Origin of the sequence: Geodermatophilus sabuli (genome assembly GCF_010686765.1) — a bacterium.
Taxonomy (GTDB): Bacteria; Actinomycetota; Actinomycetes; order Mycobacteriales; family Geodermatophilaceae; genus Geodermatophilus; species Geodermatophilus sabuli_A.
Window position 1 is genome coordinate 233,782 of record NZ_JAAGWF010000009.1, and the last position, 16,600, is coordinate 250,381.

Below are 16,600 nucleotides of genomic sequence, written 5' to 3' on the forward strand. Positions count from 1 at the left end.
CGCTGTGATCCCCGCCATGCGACCACGGGTGGTACAGCCACGTAACCTCGGCCGGTGGAGGTAGACCACTGATGACTGCGACCAACACGCCCGTCACCGCTCCGGCGGCGACCTCCGCGCCCGGCGGTCTCGTCAAGAGCGTCGTCGAGCTGGACCGGGTCGTCATCCGGCTGGCCGGCGACTCCGGCGACGGCATGCAGCTGACCGGCAACCGCTTCACCAGCGAGACCGCGTCGTTCGGCAACGACCTGTCGACGCTGCCCAACTTCCCCGCCGAGATCCGTGCGCCGACGGGGACCCTGCCCGGCGTCAGCTCGTTCCAGCTGCACTTCGCCGACCACGACATCATGACGCCCGGCGACGCCCCCGACGTGCTCGTCGCGATGAACCCGGCCGCGCTGAAGTCCAACCTCTCCGACCTGCCCGGCGGCGGGCTGCTGATCGTCGACGCCGACGAGTTCACGCCCCGGAACCTGGCGAAGGTCGGCTACGCCACCAACCCGCTCGAGGACGGTTCCCTCGAGGGGTGGCAGACCGTCGCCGTCCCGCTGACCAGCATGACGCTGGACGCGCTCGCCGACTCGGGCCTGGGCAAGAAGGAGGCCGAGCGCTCGAAGAACATGTTCACGCTCGGCCTGCTGAGCTGGATGTACCACCGGCCGACCGAGGGCACGATCCGCTTCCTCGAGCGCACCTTCCGCCGCAAGCCCCAGGTCGCCGCGGCCAACATCGCCGCCTTCCGCGCCGGCTACAACTACGGCGAGACGACCGAGGCCTTCGCCGTCTCCTACGAGGTCAAGCCCGCGCCGATGGCGCCGGGCCGGTACCGCAACATCTCCGGCAACCAGGCGCTGGCCCTCGGCCTGGTCGCGGCCGGGCAGCGCTCGGGGCTGCCGCTGTTCCTCGGCGCCTACCCGATCACCCCGGCGTCGGACATCCTGCACGAGCTGTCCCGGCACAAGTCCTTCGGCGTCCGCACGTTCCAGGCCGAGGACGAGATCGCCGGCGTCGCCTCGGCGATCGGCGCGTCCTTCGGTGGTGCGCTGGGCGTGACGACGACCTCGGGGCCGGGCATCTCGCTGAAGTCCGAGGCCATCGGCCTCGCGGTCATGACCGAGCTGCCGCTGCTCGTCATCGACGTGCAGCGTGGTGGGCCCTCGACGGGGCTGCCCACCAAGACCGAGCAGTCCGACCTCCTGCAGGCGATGTTCGGGCGCAACGGCGAGGCACCCCTGCCGGTCATCGCGCCGCGCTCCCCCGGTGACTGCTTCGACGCGGCGCTGGAGGCCGCGCGCATCGCCCTGACCTACCGCACCCCGGTGATGCTGCTGTCCGACGGGTACCTGGCCAACGGTGCCGAGCCGTGGGCCATCCCGGACGTCGAGTCGCTGCCGGACCTCCGGGTGGAGTTCGCCACCGAGCCCAACGGCGAGGACGGCGAGTTCCTCCCCTACCTGCGCGACCCCGAGACCCTCGCGCGGCCGTGGGCCATCCCGGGCACCGCGGGGATGCAGCACCGCATCGGCGGCCTGGAGAAGGCCGACAAGACCGGCAACATCTCCTACGACCCGGCCAACCACGACCTCATGACCCGGCTGCGCCAGGCCAAGGTCGACGGCATCGCCGCCACCCTGCCGCCCACCGAGGTCGAGGACCCCGACGGCGACGCGCGGGTCGCCGTCATCGGCTGGGGCTCCACCTACGGCCCCATCGGTGCCGCCTGCCGGCGGATCCGCCGCTCCGGCCGGTCGGTGGCCCAGCTCCACCTGCGCCACCTCAACCCGATGCCCGCCGACCTCGGCGACATCCTGCGCGGCTACGACCGGGTGATCTGCCCCGAGATGAACCTCGGGCAGCTGGCCCTGCTGCTGCGCGCCAAGTACCTCGTCGACGTCCAGAGCCACACGCAGGTGCGCGGGCTGCCCTTCCGGGCCGCCGAGCTCGCCGCGGTGATCCAGGACGTCATCGACTCCACCAGCGGCGCCCCGCTCGCCGCCGACCCCACCGGAGGGGCGGAATGACCACCGTCGAACTCGGCATGCCCGCAGAGGGCCCCATCGCCGACGCCATCGCGGCCTCGGTCGAGACGCAGGGCGAGAAGCAGACAGTCCTCAAGGCCAAGGACATGAAGACCGACCAGGAGGTGCGCTGGTGCCCCGGGTGCGGTGACTACGTCATCCTCAACGCGGTCCAGAGCTTCCTGCCCAGCCTCGGCATCGCCCGCGAGGACATGGTCATCGTGTCGGGCATCGGCTGCTCGTCGCGTTTCCCGTACTACATGAACACCTACGGGATGCACTCGATCCACGGCCGCGCCCCGGCGATCGCGACCGGCCTGGCCGCCTCCCGCCCGGACCTGTCGGTGTGGGTGGTCACCGGGGACGGCGACGCGCTGTCCATCGGCGGCAACCACCTGATCCACACGCTGCGCCGCAACGTGAACATGACGATCCTGCTGTTCAACAACCGGATCTACGGGCTCACCAAGGGCCAGTACTCGCCCACCAGCGAGGTCGGGAAGGTCACCAAGTCCACCCCGATGGGCTCGCTGGACCACCCGTTCAACCCGGTGTCGCTGGCGCTGGGCGCCGACGCGACGTTCGTCGGGCGGGCGATGGACTCCGACCGCAAGGGGCTGACCGACGTGCTGCGGCAGGCCGCCGAGCACCAGGGCACCTCGCTGGTGGAGATCTACCAGAACTGCAACATCTTCAACGACGGTGCGTTCGACCTGCTCAAGGACCCGACCACCGGCCCCATGTGGAGCATCCCCCTGGAGCACGGCAAGCCGCTGGTGTTCGGCCCGGACGGCGCCTCGTGCGTGGTCCGTGACGAGTCCGGTGGGCTGCGGATCGCCGAGACCAACCAGGTCGACGCCGCCGAGATCGTCGTCCACGACGTCACCCGGCAGGACCCGTCCTACGCCTTCGCGCTGTCCCGGCTGTCCAGCCAGGACCTCCGGTACACCCCCATGGGCGTGTTCCGGGCGGTCCAGAAGCCGACCTACGACGCGATGATGGCCGAGCAGCTCGACGAGGCCCGGACGTCGTCCCCGGCCGACCTCGACGCCATCCTGACCGGCGCCGACACCTGGACGGTCAGCGCCTGACCGTCGGACCCACCGCAGCGGCCGGGGAGCGTTCACCGCTCCCCGGCCGCTGCGCTGTCGTGGAGGTGCGGCCCGGACCCGTCCGGCGGCGTGTCAGCCCGGCGTGACCCGCAGCAGGACGTCGTCGTCGCCGTTGTCGGTGGTGACGTAGAGGGCGCCGTCGGTGCCCAGCTGCACGGTCCGGATCCGGCCGTACGTGCCGTCGAGCTCCGGCAGCCGGAACTGCTCGAGCAGGGCGCCGTCCTCCCCGACCCGGAGCGCCAGCACGCCCTCGTCCTTCTGGACGCCGAGCAGCAGCAGCCCGTCGTAGGCACCCCAGGCCTCCCCGGCGAGGAAGGTGGCGCCGGAGACGGCGATCGTGGGGTCGCCCGAGGCCCAGGTCGCCGGCAGCACGTCGGGCAGGGCCGGATCGGTCATCGGCACCCGCTCGTCGTACCCGCCGTCCCCCGCCGGGTCGTAGCCGCCGTTGCCGCCGGCCTGCAGCAGGGTGACCTCGTCGTCGCGGTCGGTGCCCTGTTCGGCGGCGTACACCTGGCCGGACCCCGGGCGGACCGCCAGCCCCTGCACGTTGCGGTGGCCGTAGGTCCACGCGAACGCGGCGGCGCCGGGCCGGTCGGCGAACGGGTTGCCCGCCGCGGGAGCCCCCGTCCCCGGATCGATCCGCAGCACCTTGCCCGCCAGCGTGGCGAGGTCCTGGGGGTTGGTGCCGACGGCGTTGTCCCCGGTGGAGACCAGCAGGGCGCCCGAGGGGTCGACGCGGAGCCGGCACCCGCCGTGGCGCCCCGTGCGTTCGTTGACCGGGATGCCGGCCAGCAGCGGATCGGCCACCCGGGTGGCCGTGCGCCACCCGGCGTCCACGGTCCAGGCGACCACCACGATCGACCGGTCGCCGCCGTCCTGACGGCCCTGGCAGGTGTAGAAGCGGCGGTTCTGCCCGAACCCCGGGTCGAGCGTGAGTCCCATGAGGCCGGTCTCCCCGGTGGCGAACAGGTCGTCGAAGTCGGCCGCCACCTCCTGCACGGTGCCGTCGGGCAGGACGGCGGTCAGGCCGCCGCCGCGCTCGTCGAGCAGCAGGGTCCCGTCCGGGGCCTGGGCGACGTCCCACGGGTGGTCCAGCCCGTCGGCGAGGACGTCGACGGTCAGCGCCGGCACGACCGGGGGGGTCGCAGCCGCGGGCGGGGGGACCGACGGTGTCCGGGTGGCGGCCGAGGACGGCGGCGGCTGCTGCTCAGGCGTCCCGCTGCAGGCGGTCACGAGCAGGACGGCCGCCATGCAGCAGGAGGACCTCGCCCCCCTCACCCCTCGCACGCTCGGGGCGAGCCTCCGGACGAGGCCATGCCCGCGAGCGGTGGGGGGCATGGGGGTCCCTTCTCAACTCGTGCGCGTGACGACGTAGTCGCACAGGGCCGACAGCGCCTCGCGGACCGGCCCCTCCGGGACGTCGGCCAGCAGCACCCGCGCCCGGTCGGCGTACTCCTCCAGCACCTCGGTGGCCCGCACGAGCGCGGTCGACGAGCGCAGCAGCTCCAGTGCCTCGGCGTGGTCGGCGTCGTCGGTGATCGGACCGGACACCAGCTCCCGCAACCGCTGCTCGGCCGGGTCCTCCCCGGCGAGGGCGAACAGCGCCGGCAGCGTGGCGATGCCCTCCCGCAGGTCGGTGCCCGGCGACTTCCCGGAGGCGCCGTCCCGGCTGACGATGTCGAGCAGGTCGTCGGACAGCTGGAAGGCGACCCCGACCTCCTCCGCGAACGCGGTCAGGGCGACGACCAGTGCGTCGTCCACCCCCGCGAACGAGGCGCCGAAGCGCGCCGAGGTGGCCACCAGCGAGCCGGTCTTGTCGGCCAGCACGTCGAGGTAGTGGGCGACCGGGTCGTCGCCGGGCCCGGCGCCGACGGTCTCCCGGATCTGCCCGGTGACCAGCCGCTCGAAGGTGCGGGCCTGGATGCGCACGGCCTCCGGGCCGAGGTCGGCGAGCAGGTCGGAGGCGCGGGCGAAGAGCAGGTCGCCGGTGAGGATGGCGATGCTGTTGGACCACCGGCTGTTGGCGCTGGGCGCCCCGCGCCGGACGACGGCCTCGTCCATGACGTCGTCGTGGTAGAGCGTGGCCAGGTGGGTGAGCTCGCAGACGACGGCGGCCTCGGTCACGCCGGGCGCGGACGGGTCCCCGAGCTCGGCGGCCAGCAGGGCGAGCAGCGGCCGGAACCGCTTCCCCCCGGCGGTCACCAGGTGCCCGGCGGCGTCGGCGATGAAGGCGTGGTCGCTGTGCACGGCGGCGCGCAGGGCGGCCTCGACCCGGGCCAGCCCGTCGGCCAGCCGGACGCCGAGATCGCCCTCGGGCAGCCACGGGCCGATCGTCGAGGCGGGGGTCGAGGTCCGCTGCCAGGTGTCGGCCGGGGTGTCCCCGTCGAGGGCGGCGCTGGCTCCGGTCATCAACCGACGAATCTAGCCGCCTGCTCGGCCAGATCGAGCACCGCCCCGGGGACGACGCCGAGCACGACGGTCGCGGTGACCGTCACGGCGAGCACGATCGTGGTGGGCAGGCCGGGGACGCCGACCGTCGGGCCGTCGGCGGCGGGCTCGGAGAAGTACATGAGCACCAGGACCCGCAGGTAGTAGAACGCCGCCACCGCGCTGGCCAGCAGGGCCACCACCACGAGCGGCCAGGCGCCGTCGTCGATCGCGGCCCGGAAGACGGCGAACTTGCCGGTGAACCCGCTCGTCAGCGGGATGCCGGCGAGCGCCAGCAGGAACAGACCCATGACCGCCGCGGTCAGCGGCGAGCGCCGGGCCAGGCCGGCCCACTGCGACAGGTGGGTGGCCTCGCCGTCCCCGTCGCGGACCAGGGTGAGCACCGCGAAGGCGCCGAGCGTGGTGAGGCCGTAGGCGAGCAGGTAGAACATCGTGCCGCCGAGGCCCGAGCTCTGGCCGTCGGCACCGCCGCCGAAGCCGATGACGCCGGTCAGCAGGAAGCCCGCGTGCGCGATCGAGGAGTAGGCCAGCATCCGCTTGAGGTCGGTCTGGGTGAGCCCGAGGACCGCGCCCACCACCATCGACACGATCGCGATGCCGTAGACCAGCGGCCGCCACGTCCACTCGCTGGTGCCGAAGGCGACGTAGAGCAGCCGCAGGATCGCGCCGAACGCGGCGACCTTGGTGCAGGCGGCCATGAAGGCGGTGACCGGCGTGGGGGCGCCCTGGTACACGTCCGGCGTCCAGGCGTGGAAGGGGGCGACGCTGGCCTTGAACATCAGGCCCACGATCAGCAGCGCCAGGCCGAGGACGAGGAGGACGTCGGTGCCGCCGGCGCCGGCGGACTCCCGGATGTCGGAGAACCGGATGCTGCCCGTCGACCCGTAGACCAGGGCCAGCCCGTAGAGGAAGAACGCCGAGGCGAAGGCGCCCAGCAGGAAGTACTTGACCGCCGCCTCCTGCGAGAGCAGCCGCCGGCGCCGGGCCAGGCCGCAGATCAGGTACAGCGGCAGGCTGAGCACCTCGAGCGCGACGAACATGATCAGCAGGTCGTTCGACGCGACGAACAGCATCATGCCGCCGATCGCGAAGGTCGCCAGCGGATAGACCTCGGTCTGCACCCGCTCGGCGGTGAGCAGCTCCCGGTCCCGCGGGCTGCCGGCGGGCACGGCCGCGGCCGCCACGAACGTCGACCGGGCCGGGTCCAGCGCGCGTTCGGCGAACAGCAGGATCGAGAGCGCACCCAGGCCGGCGATGGTGGCCTGCAGGAAGATCGCCGCGCCGTCGACGGCCAGCGCGCCGGCGGCGGTGACCGTCCGGTCCCCGGCCAGCAGCAGGGTGGTGACCAGCCCGCCCAGGGTGCCGACGAGGGCGACGGCGACCTGCACCGGGTGGCGGACGTCCCGGGGCGCGAACGCCTCGACCAGGACGCCGATGCACGCGGCGCCGAACACGAACAGGAGCGGCGCCAGGGCGCCCAGCGAGAGGCTGGGTGCCTGGATCGCGTCGGCCGCGGTGAGCATCAGTCGGTCCCCTCGGTGGTGGCCGGCTCGACGCCGCCCGGGTCGGCGCCGACGTCCTCCATCGTGGCGGCGACCGCCGGCTCGATGAGGTCGATCAGCGGCTGCGGGTAGAAGCCGAGGGCGATGATCAGCGCGACCATCGGCGCGGCGACGGCCAGTTCCCGGCGGCCGAGGTCGCGGACCCGCAGCCGACCGGGTGCCGGGGCGGTCAGGGTGGCGGTGCTGCCGCCGGTCGCGGGGCCGCCCCCGCTCGCGGTGGCGCCGCCGGTCGTGGTGCTGCCCGCCGTCGCGGTGCTGCCGCCGGGCGCCGCGGTCCCGTCGTCGGTCAGGAGCACGCCCCGGGCCGGGCCGTGCATGGTGCGCTGGTACATGAGCAGCACGTAGAGGGCGGCGAGGATGATCCCGACCGTGGCCAGGATCGCGTAGACCGGCACGGTCGGGAACGAGCCGATCAGCACGAGGAACTCGCTGACGAAGCTGTTGGTCCCCGGCAGGGCGAGCGAGGCCAGGCCGGCGACGAGGAACACCCCGGCCAGCAGCGGTGCCTGGGTGGCCATGCCGCCGTAGTCCCCGATCTGGCGGGAGCCGCCGCGGGCGATGAGCATGCCGACCACGAGGAACAGCAGCCCGGTGGCGATGCCGTGGTTGACCATGTACAGCACCGCGCCGGTGGCCGCTTCCGTGGTGAAGGCGAAGATGCCGAGCGCGATGAAGCCGAAGTGCGCGATGGACGTGTAGGAGACCAGCCGCTTCATGTCGCTCTGACCCATCGCGAGCAGCGCGGCGTAGAGGATGCCGGCGACGGCGAGCACCAGCACCAGCGGCGCCAGGTCGCGGGATGCGTCGGGGAACAGCGGCAGGCAGTAGCGGATGAAGCCGAACGTGCCGACCTTGTCCAGGACGCCGACCAGCAGCACCGACCCGCCGATCGGCGCCTCGGCACCGGAGTCGGGCAGCCAGGTGTGGAAGGGCACCAGGGGCGCCTTGATGGCGAAGGCGATGAAGAAGCCGAGGAACAGCAGCTTCTGCACCCCTGGGTCGATCTCGATCTGCCGGAGCGCGTCGAACGCGAAGGTGCCCTCCCCCAGCTCGCTGCTGCTCACCACGTAGAGCCCGATGACCGCGGCCAGCATGATGAGCCCGCCGACCAGGCTGTAGAGGAAGAACTTGACCGCCGCGTACTGCCGTCGCGGCCCGCCGAAGCTGCCGATCAGGAAGTACATCGGGACCAGCATCGCCTCGAAGAAGACGTAGAAGAGGAAGACGTCGGTCGCGGCGAAGACCCCGACCATCATCGCCTCGAGCAGCAGCAGCCAGGCGCAGAACGTCGTCATCGACCGGTTCCCGGGTGGGGTGTCCCGCCAGGAGGCGACGACGACCACCGGCACGAGGACGCCGACCAGCAGCAGCATCACCAGTGCGATGCCGTCGACGCCGAGGGCGAAGTCGACGCCGAAGTCGGGGATCCAGGAGACCGACGTGGTCAGCTGGAACCGGTCGCCGCCGGCGTCGAACGCGATCGTCGCGAGCACCGCGAGCAGGAACACCACCAGGGTGATCCCGAGCGTCACCTGCTTGGCCAGGAGCTCGCGGCCACGCGGCAGGGCGGCCACGACGGCCGCCCCCACCGCCGGGACCGCGATCATCGCGAGCAGGAACGGGAAGTCGGTCACGACATCGCCTCTCGGTCCGGGATCGACCCGCTCATCGCCATCGGTTCGCCACCGCGGGGCGCTCCGCTCATCCGGCCGTCACCGCCAGCAGCGCCCCGGCCACGATGACCGCGCCACCGAGCATCCCGAGGGCGTAGGAGCGGACGAACCCGGTCTGGGTGCGGCCCAGCCGGGACGACGAACCGCCCAGCGTCGCGGCCAGGCCGTTCACCGCGCCGTCCACCCCGCGGTTGTCCACGAAGACCAGCGCGCGGGTCAGCCACTGGCCCGGCCGCATGAACAGCGACTCGTTGACCGTGTCGGCGTAGAGCGCCCGGCGGGCGGCGCGGACCACCGGCGAGACCCGGGCCGGGGCGACCACCGGGACCTCGCGGCGGCCGACGACCAGCCACGCCGCCGCGGCGCCCAGCAGCATCACCAGGGTGACCAGGATGCTGACCAGGATCGGGGCGACGACGTGCTCGGCCCCCTCGGGCTCGCCGAACACCGGCGACAGCCACTCCTCCAGGGGGAAGACGACGACCAGCAGGAACCCGGCCAGCACCGACCCCACCGACAGCACGATCATCGGCGCGGTCATCACCGTCGGGGACTCGTGCGGGTGGACGCCGTCCTCCCAGCGCGGCCGCCCGAAGAAGGTCATCAGCATCAGCCGGGTCATGTAGAAGGCGGTCAGCCCGGCGGCGAGGATCGCCAGCCCGCCGAGCACGTAGCCCCAGCCGTCACCCCGGTCGAACGCGGCCTCGATGATCGCGTCCTTGGTGTAGAAGCCGGACAGGAACGGGAAGCCGATCAGCGCGAGGTAGCCCAGGCCGAAGGTGACGAAGGTGGTCTTCATCCTGGACGCCAGCCCGCCGAACCGGCGCATGTCCACCGAGTCGTTCATCGCGTGCATGACCGAGCCGGCACCGAGGAAGAGGCCGGCCTTGAAGAAGCCGTGGGTGAGCAGGTGCGCGAGGCCGGCGACGTACCCGGCGGGGCCGAGCCCGACCGCGAGGAACATGTAGCCGATCTGGCTGACCGTGGAGTAGGCCAGCACCTTCTTGATGTCGTCCTGGGCGCAGCCGACGATCGCCCCGATCATGAGCGTGATGGCACCGACGGCCAGGACGACGGCGCGGGCGGTGGGCGTCTGGTCGTAGATCGGCGCGCTGCGGGCGATCAGGTAGACGCCGGCGGTGACCATGGTCGCGGCGTGGATGAGCGCCGACACCGGGGTCGGGCCCTCCATGGCGTCGGGGAGCCACGCCTGCAGCGGGAACTGGCCGGACTTGCCGCACGCCCCGAGCAGCAGGAGCAGGCCGATCGCGGTCACCGTGCCGCCGGCGACCGCCTCGATCGAGCCGAAGACGCCCTCGTAGGACACCGTCCCGAGCTGGGCGAACATGAGGAAGATCGCCAGCGCCAGGCCGACGTCGCCGACCCGGTTCATGATGAACGCCTTCTTGGCGGCGGTGGCCGCCGACGGGCGCTCGTGCCAGAAGGCGATGAGCAGGTAGGAGGCCAGGCCCACGCCCTCCCAGCCGACGTACAGGGCCACGAAGTTGTCGCCGAGGACCAGCAGCAGCATCGCGGCGACGAAGAGGTTCAGGTAGGCGAAGAAGCGCCGGCGCCGCGGGTCGTGCGCCATGTAGCCGATCGAGTAGACGTGGATGAGCGCGCCCACACCGGTGATCAGCAGCACGAACACCGCCGACAGCGGGTCGAACAGCAGCCCCGCCTGCACGTCCAGCGAGCCGGTGGCGACGAACGTGAACAGGTCGACGTCGACCTGCCGCCCGTCGAGGGCGAGGGTGCACGACAGCCCCAGCACGAACGCCGCGGCGACCGTGGCGGTGCCGAGCAGGTGACCCCACCGGTCGGTGCGGCGTCCGCCCAGCAGCAGCACGGCGGCGCCGGCCAGCGGCAGCGCGATGAGCAGCCAGGAGGCAGCGATCAGCCCCTCGGCGGGCACGGTGTCCATTCCCCGGGTCCCCGTCTCTCAGTACTTGAGCAGGTTGGCGTCGTCGACCGACGCCGACCGGCGGGTCCGGTAGATCGACATGATGATGGCCAGCCCGACGACGACCTCGGCGGCGGCGACGACCATGACGAAGAACGCCATGATCTGGCCGTCGACGGTGCCGTTCGCGCGGGCGAAGGTGACCAGCGTGAGGTTGACCGAGTTGAGCATCAGCTCGACGCACATGAACACGACGATCGCGTTGCGCCGCACGAGCACGCCGACCGCGCCGATGGTGAACAGGATCGCGGCCAGTACCAGGTAGTGCGTGAGACTCACGACTCCTCCTCTCCGGCGCTCGTCGCGGTCGTCCGCGGGACCGCTGTGCTCATGCGTCGGCTCGCCCGCTCGCTCACCTGGGCGTGCTCCCCGCGTCCTGGCCGCCGGGGACGTCGCTGACCGTGGGCTCCAGCGAGCCCAGCGACGCGTCGGGCGTGCCGAGCTCCGCCCGGCCGGTGGGCCGTGGCATCTGGTCGACCTCCTGCGGATCGATCCCGGTGGCGAAGCTGTCCTCGGTGACCCGCCCGTCGGGCAGCAGCGCCGGCGCGGCGACGGAGTTGGCCCGGGCGTAGACGCCCGGACCGGGCAGGGTCTGCGGCCGGTCGGTGAGGAAGCGGGCCCGGGAGAGCTCCTTCTGGGTGGGACGGGTGCCGGGGTCGCGCTCGATGTGCGCCAGCACCATCGCCCCGACCGCGGCGGTGATCAGCAGCGCGCTGGTCACCTCGAAGGCCAGGAGGTACCGCGTGAACAGCAGCTCGGCGATCGCCTCGATGTTGCTGGTCTCCCCGCCCTGCACGGCGTCCAGGCCGGTGACCGGGAGGTCCTGGGTCGCGCGGGCGATGCCGGCACCGACCAGCCCGGCGAAGCCGAACCCGAGCAGGATCCCGGCGACCCGCTGGCCGCGGAGGGTCTCGACGACGGAGTCCGAGGAGTCCCGGCCGACCAGCATCAGGACGAACAGGAAGAGGATCATGATCGCGCCGGTGTAGACGATGATCTGCACCGCGCCCAGGAACGGCGCCTCCTGGACGACGTAGAAGACGCCCAGCGCCAGCATCGTGTTCACCAGCCACAGCGCCGAGTGGACGGCGTTGCGGGACAGCACCATGCCCAGCGCCCCGGCCAGCGCGATCGGCCCGAGCACCCAGAAGACGACGGCCTCGCCGGTGCCGATCTGCACCCCGCCGTCGGCGGCCGCGGCGAGCACGTTCACGCCCGGCCCCCCGGGACCGGCTGGTCCTCCCGGGACCCGGCCGAGCGGTCGACCGGCGGGGCCGTGCCACCCGGCGTCCGCACGTAGTAGTCCTTCTCGTCCCCGAGCCGCATCGGGTGCGGCGGGGCCTCCATGCCGGGCAGGAGCGGGGCCATGAGCTGTTCCTTGGTGTAGATCAGGTCGCGGCGGTTGTCGTCGGCGAGCTCGAAGTCGTTGCTCATGGTCAGCGACCGGGTCGGGCACGCCTCGATGCACAGGCCGCAGAAGATGCAGCGCAGGTAGTTGATCTGGTAGACGCGGCCGTACCGCTCGCCGGGCGAGTACCGCTCGTCCTCGCTGTTGTCCCCGCCCTCGACGTAGATGGCGTCAGCCGGGCAGGCCCACGCGCACAGCTCGCAGCCGACGCACTTCTCCAGTCCGTCGGGGTGCCGGTTGAGCACGTGCCGCCCGTGGTAACGCGGCTTGGTCACCTTCGGGACCTCGGGGTACTCCTCGGTCGTCACCTTCCGGAACATCTGCGCGAAGGTGACCCCGAAGCCCTGACCCGGGGCGGGCAGCCAGCTCGCCCGCTTGGCGGGGGTGGCGTCGCTGTCGCGTCGGGCGAGCTCGCCGCGGGAGGCCTGGGCCAGCCCCTTCTGCTCCCCGCCGGCCGTCGGATCGCCGTCACTCATCGCCGTCCTCCTCCTGGGTGGTGGCGCGCCCGCGGCGGCCGGTGCTGACGACGCTGCCGGCGGCGACGGCCTCGCGGCTGCGCAGCCGCGGCGACGGGGGCACCTTCAGGTCCATGGGCGGCACGGGGAAGCCGCCCTCGGCGCGGCTGGGCCCGCTCGGCCGGGCCGGTCGGCGGCGCGGCCCCGCGGCGGGCAGGACCTCCGGCTCGGCGTCGGTCGGGTGGATCGAGCCGGCCGCGGCCTTGGTGGCCGCGATGCGGGTCGCCCGGTTGCTGGCCCGGCTGGCGACGAGCAGCCCGGCCAGCACCAGCAGGGCGATCGGGACGCCGACGAACAGCGCCACCTCGCCGGTGGACAGGTCGGCCTCCCGGGCCACGGTGCGCATGGTCGCGACGGCGAGGATCCAGAGCAGCGCCGTCGGCACCAGCACCTTCCAGCCGAAGCGCATGAACTGGTCGTAGCGCAGCCGCGGGAGCGTGCCGCGCAGCCAGATGAAGACGAACAGCGCGACGACGACCTTGAGGAAGAACCAGAGCAGCGGCCACCAGCCGGTGTTCGCGCCGTCCCACAGCGAGATCGGCCACGGGGCCCGCCAGCCACCGAGGAACAGCGTCGCGGCCAGCGCGGAGACGGTGACCATGTTGATGTACTCGGCGAGGAAGAACAGGGCGAACTTCAGCGACGAGTACTCGGTGTGGAAGCCACCGACCAGCTCGCTCTCGGCCTCGGGGAGGTCGAACGGGGCCCGGTTGGTCTCGCCGACCACGGCGATCACGTAGATGACGAAGGACACCGGCAGCAGGATCGCGAACCAGCTCGGACCGGTGAAGTCGAGCCCGAAGAACGACAGCTGGTTGCCGTCGGCCTGGGCGGCGACGATCTCCGAGGTCGACATCGAGCCGGAGTAGAGGAACACCGCGACGATCGACAGGCCCATCGCGATCTCGTAGCTGACCATCTGCGCGGCGCTGCGCAGGCTGCCCAGCAGCGGGTAGGTCGAGCCGGAGGCCCAGCCGGCCAGCACGATGCCGTAGACGCCCATCGCGGAGCAGGCCAGCACGACCAGGACGCCGATCGGGGCGTCGGTGAGCTGCAGCGGGGTGCGCTCGCCGAAGATGCTGACCGTCGGGCCGAGCGGGATGACCGAGAAGGCCAGGAACGCCGGGATCGTGGCGATCACCGGGGCCAGGAAGTACACCGGCTTGTCCGCCAGCGCCGGCATGATGTCTTCCTTGAACGCCAGCTTCAGGCCGTCGGCCAGGCTCTGGAGGTAGCCGCGCGGGCCGACCCGGTTGGGGCCGATCCGCTGCTGCATCCGGGCGACGACCTTGCGCTCGAAGACGATGGCGAACAGCGTCAGCAGCACGAGCACGACGAAGACGCCGACGATCTTGATGAGGACGATCCACCAGACGTCGGTGCCGAAGTCCTCGAGGGTGGGCTGGTCGGCCGCGGCCAGCACGCTCACGCGGCACCTCCGGCGATCAGGCGGACGACGCCGCCGGGGGCGGTGCCCAGGACGGCGCGGACCTCGCTGCCCGGTGAACGCATCGGCAGCCAGACCACCTGGTCGGGCATCTCGGAGACCTGGACCGGGAGGCTGATCTCCCCCATGACGCCGCAGACGGTCACCCGCTCGCCGTCGGAGACCCCCAGCCGCCGTGCGGTGTCCTTGCCGATGCGGGCGACCGGCGGCCGGGCGGTGCCGGCCAGCTCGGGCTCGTCCCGCTGCAGCGTGCCGACGTCGAGCAGCTGCCGCCAGGAGGCCAGCACGGCCTCGTCGTCGGCCAGCTCCGGGTCGGCCGGCGGTGCGACGTCGAGCCCGGTGACCCGCGGCCGGACCGCGACGGCGCCGAGGGCGGCCAGCTCGGCCCGGGCCACCTCGGGAGCCGGCAGCCGCAGGTCGACGTCGAGCTCGTCGGCGATGCCCTGCAGCACGCGGCCGTCGGGCAGCAGTCCGGTGCCGTGCAGGGTCGCGTCGAAGGGCCGCAGCCGGCCCTCCCAGTCCAGGTAGCCGCCGGCCTTCTCGGGAGCCGCGGCGACCGGCAGGACGACGTCGGCGTGCTCGGTGACCGCGCTCGGGAACAGCTCGAGGCTGACCACGAACCCGGCCGCGGCCAGCGCCGCCCGGGCCAGGCGCGGGTCGGGCAGGTCGGCGGGGTCCACGCCGCCGACGAGCAGCCCGCCCAGCCGGCCGTCGCGGACCGCGGTCAGGATCCCGGACGTGTCCCGGCCGGGGGCCTCCGGCAGGTCGGCGATCCCCCAGGCCGCGGCCACCTGCGCGCGGGCACCGGCGTCGGACACCGACCGGCCGCCGGGCAGCAGGGTCGGCAGCGCGCCGGCCTCCACCGCGCCCCGCTCCCCGGCCCGGCGCGGCACCCACGCCACCCGGACGCCGGTGGCGCGGGCGAGGGCGGCCAGCGCGGAGAACGCCCCCGGCACCTCGGCCAGCCGCTCACCGGCCAGGACGACGGCGCCGGGCTGCCGGAGCGCCTCGACCGCCGGACCGCCCCACGTGCCCTCGGTCAGGGCGCGCAGCGACCGCGCCTCGGTGCCCGGGAGCGTGCTGAGCACGGTGGCCGAGAGCTTCTCGGCGGCGCGGGTGACGAACGGCGCGAGGTCGAAGACAGGCAGCCCGCGGGTGCGCACGGCACGGCGCAGCCGGAGGAAGACGATCGGCGACTCCTCCTCGGGCTCGAAGCCGGCCAGCAGTACGGCCGGCGCCGCGGCGATGTCGTCGTAGGTGACCGCGCCGTTGAACGGCCCCGTGCCGGCCACGTGCGCGGCGAGGAAGGCCAGTTCCTCGGCCGAGTGCGCGCGGGCGCGGGCGTCGACGTCGTTGGTGCCCAGCGCCACGCGGGCGAACTTGGCGTAGGCGTAGGCGTCCTCGACGGTCAGCCGGCCGCCGGGCAGGACGCCGACCCCGCCGGCCGCACGCGCGGCACGCAGTCCCGCGGCCGCCGCCTCGAAGGCCTCGGGCCAGGAGGCCGGCTGCAGCTCGCCGTCCCGCCGGACCAGCGGGGTGGTCAGCCGGTCGTTGGCGGTGGCGTAACGGAACGCCCACCGCCCCTTGTCGCAGTTCCACTCCTCGTTGACCTCGGGGTCCTCCCCCGCCAGCCGGCGCAGCACCTTGCCCCGGCGGTAGTCGGTGCGCTGGGCGCAGCCGGACGCGCAGTGCTCGCAGACGCTGGGCTCGCTGCGCAGGTCGAACGGGCGGGAACGGAACCGGTACTGCGCGCTGGTGAGCGCGCCGACCGGGCAGATCTGGGTGGTGTTGCCGGAGAAGTAGGACTCGAACGGCTCGTCCTCGTAGACGGCGACCTGCTCCAGGGCGCCGCGCTCGAACAGCTCGATGAAGGGGTCACCGGCGACCTGCTGGGAGAAGCGGGTGCACCGGGCGCAGAGCACGCAGCGCTCGCGGTCGAGCAGGACCTCGCTGCTGATCGGCAGCGGCTTGGGATAGGTCCGCTTGACGTCGACGAACCGGCTCTCGGTGCGGCCGTTGCTCATCGCCTGGTTCTGCAGCGGGCACTCGCCGCCCTTGTCGCAGACCGGGCAGTCCAGCGGGTGGTTGATCAGCAGCAGCTCCATCGTGCCCTGCTGTGCCTTGTCCGCCACCGGGCTGGTGAGCTGGGTCTTCACCACCATCCCGTCGGTGACCGGCATCGTGCAGGAGGCCACCGGCTTGCGCTGGCCCTCCACCTCGACCAGGCACTGCCGGCAGGCGCCGATCGGCTCCAGCAGCGGGTGGTCGCAGAACCGCGGGATCTGCACGCCGATCTGCTCGGCGGCCCGGATGATCAGCGTCCCCTTCGGCACGGCGACGTCGAAGCCGTCGATGGTGCAGCGGACGGCGTCCGGCGGCGTGTGCGGACCGGGCGCGCCCGGCGGGACCGCAGGCGCCGGACCAGGGTTGACGAGGGTCACTGGTCCTCCTCGC

General features: G+C 72.9%; 12 protein-coding genes. 2 read left to right on the top strand and 10 right to left on the bottom strand.

All coding sequences use genetic code 11. The features are described from left to right. The first annotated feature begins 71 nt into the window (after nt 1-71). Nucleotides 72-2,021 (top strand): 2-oxoacid:acceptor oxidoreductase subunit alpha, encoded by a 1,950-nt coding sequence (locus GCU56_RS09875; RefSeq protein WP_163481539.1) that lies wholly within the window; start codon nt 72-74, stop codon nt 2,019-2,021. After that, on the top strand, nt 2,018-3,109 hold the full coding sequence (locus tag GCU56_RS09880; RefSeq protein WP_163481540.1) for a 2-oxoacid:ferredoxin oxidoreductase subunit beta: 1,092 nt from the start codon (nt 2,018-2,020) through the stop codon (nt 3,107-3,109). The genes GCU56_RS09875 and GCU56_RS09880 overlap by 4 nt, the downstream gene beginning before the upstream one ends. A 93-nt stretch (nt 3,110-3,202) precedes the next feature. Here GCU56_RS09880 and GCU56_RS09885 read toward each other — a convergent pair whose 3' ends face one another. From GCU56_RS09885 to GCU56_RS09930, 10 genes are all read right to left on the bottom strand, one after another. Continuing rightward, on the bottom strand, nt 3,203-4,261 hold the full coding sequence (locus GCU56_RS09885) for a PQQ-dependent sugar dehydrogenase (protein WP_345771755.1): 1,059 nt from the start codon (nt 4,259-4,261) through the stop codon (nt 3,203-3,205). Nucleotides 4,262-4,480: 219 nt separating this feature from the next. Next, nucleotides 4,481-5,539, bottom strand: coding sequence for a polyprenyl synthetase family protein (locus tag GCU56_RS09890; protein ID WP_163481542.1), 1,059 nt, complete (start codon nt 5,537-5,539; stop codon nt 4,481-4,483). Then, nucleotides 5,539-7,101, bottom strand: a complete 1,563-nt coding sequence (gene nuoN, locus GCU56_RS09895; protein WP_163481543.1) for an NADH-quinone oxidoreductase subunit NuoN — start codon at nt 7,099-7,101, stop codon at nt 5,539-5,541. The genes GCU56_RS09890 and nuoN overlap by 1 nt, the downstream gene beginning before the upstream one ends. Further along, complete coding sequence (locus GCU56_RS09900; protein WP_163481544.1) at nt 7,101-8,774, bottom strand: NADH-quinone oxidoreductase subunit M; 1,674 nt, start codon at nt 8,772-8,774, stop codon at nt 7,101-7,103. Before GCU56_RS09900 ends, nuoN begins: the two co-directional genes overlap by 1 nt. Nucleotides 8,775-8,841: 67 nt before the next feature. Continuing rightward, the gene (nuoL, locus tag GCU56_RS09905) at nt 8,842-10,737 is read right to left on the bottom strand and encodes an NADH-quinone oxidoreductase subunit L (RefSeq protein ID WP_204331765.1); all 1,896 of its coding nucleotides are present in this window, start codon (nt 10,735-10,737) and stop codon (nt 8,842-8,844) included. An 18-nt stretch (nt 10,738-10,755) separates the two neighbouring features. Then, nucleotides 10,756-11,055 (bottom strand): NADH-quinone oxidoreductase subunit NuoK, encoded by a 300-nt coding sequence (nuoK, locus tag GCU56_RS09910; protein WP_163481545.1) that lies wholly within the window; start codon nt 11,053-11,055, stop codon nt 10,756-10,758. Between the two features lie 73 nt (nt 11,056-11,128). Next, nucleotides 11,129-11,989, bottom strand: a complete 861-nt coding sequence (locus tag GCU56_RS09915) for an NADH-quinone oxidoreductase subunit J (RefSeq protein WP_163481546.1) — start codon at nt 11,987-11,989, stop codon at nt 11,129-11,131. After that, complete coding sequence (nuoI, locus tag GCU56_RS09920) at nt 11,986-12,660, bottom strand: NADH-quinone oxidoreductase subunit NuoI (protein WP_163481547.1); 675 nt, start codon at nt 12,658-12,660, stop codon at nt 11,986-11,988. The genes GCU56_RS09915 and nuoI overlap by 4 nt, the downstream gene beginning before the upstream one ends. Next, a complete protein-coding gene (nuoH, locus tag GCU56_RS09925; protein ID WP_163481548.1) occupies nt 12,653-14,128 on the bottom strand; it encodes an NADH-quinone oxidoreductase subunit NuoH in 1,476 nt (491 codons plus the stop codon). The genes nuoI and nuoH overlap by 8 nt, the downstream gene beginning before the upstream one ends. Continuing rightward, nucleotides 14,125-16,587: an NADH-quinone oxidoreductase subunit G gene (locus GCU56_RS09930; protein WP_163481549.1), complete on the bottom strand. Its 2,463-nt coding sequence runs from the start codon at nt 16,585-16,587 to the stop codon at nt 14,125-14,127. Before GCU56_RS09930 ends, nuoH begins: the two co-directional genes overlap by 4 nt. Nucleotides 16,588-16,600: the final 13 nt, after the last annotated feature.

Bases quoted from the DNA above. Each gene is read 5' to 3' on its own strand.
- GCU56_RS09875 (WP_163481539.1), top strand. From the start codon at position 72: ATGACTGCGACCAACACGCCCGTCACCGCTCCGGCGGCGACCTCCGCG.
- GCU56_RS09880 (WP_163481540.1), top strand. From the start codon at position 2,018: ATGACCACCGTCGAACTCGGCATGCCCGCAGAGGGCCCCATCGCCGAC.
- GCU56_RS09890 (WP_163481542.1), bottom strand. From the start codon at position 5,539: ATGACCGGAGCCAGCGCCGCCCTCGACGGGGACACCCCGGCCGACACC.
- nuoN (WP_163481543.1), bottom strand. From the start codon at position 7,101: ATGCTCACCGCGGCCGACGCGATCCAGGCACCCAGCCTCTCGCTGGGC.
- nuoL (WP_204331765.1), bottom strand. From the start codon at position 10,737: ATGGACACCGTGCCCGCCGAGGGGCTGATCGCTGCCTCCTGGCTGCTC.
- nuoI (WP_163481547.1), bottom strand. From the start codon at position 12,660: ATGAGTGACGGCGATCCGACGGCCGGCGGGGAGCAGAAGGGGCTGGCC.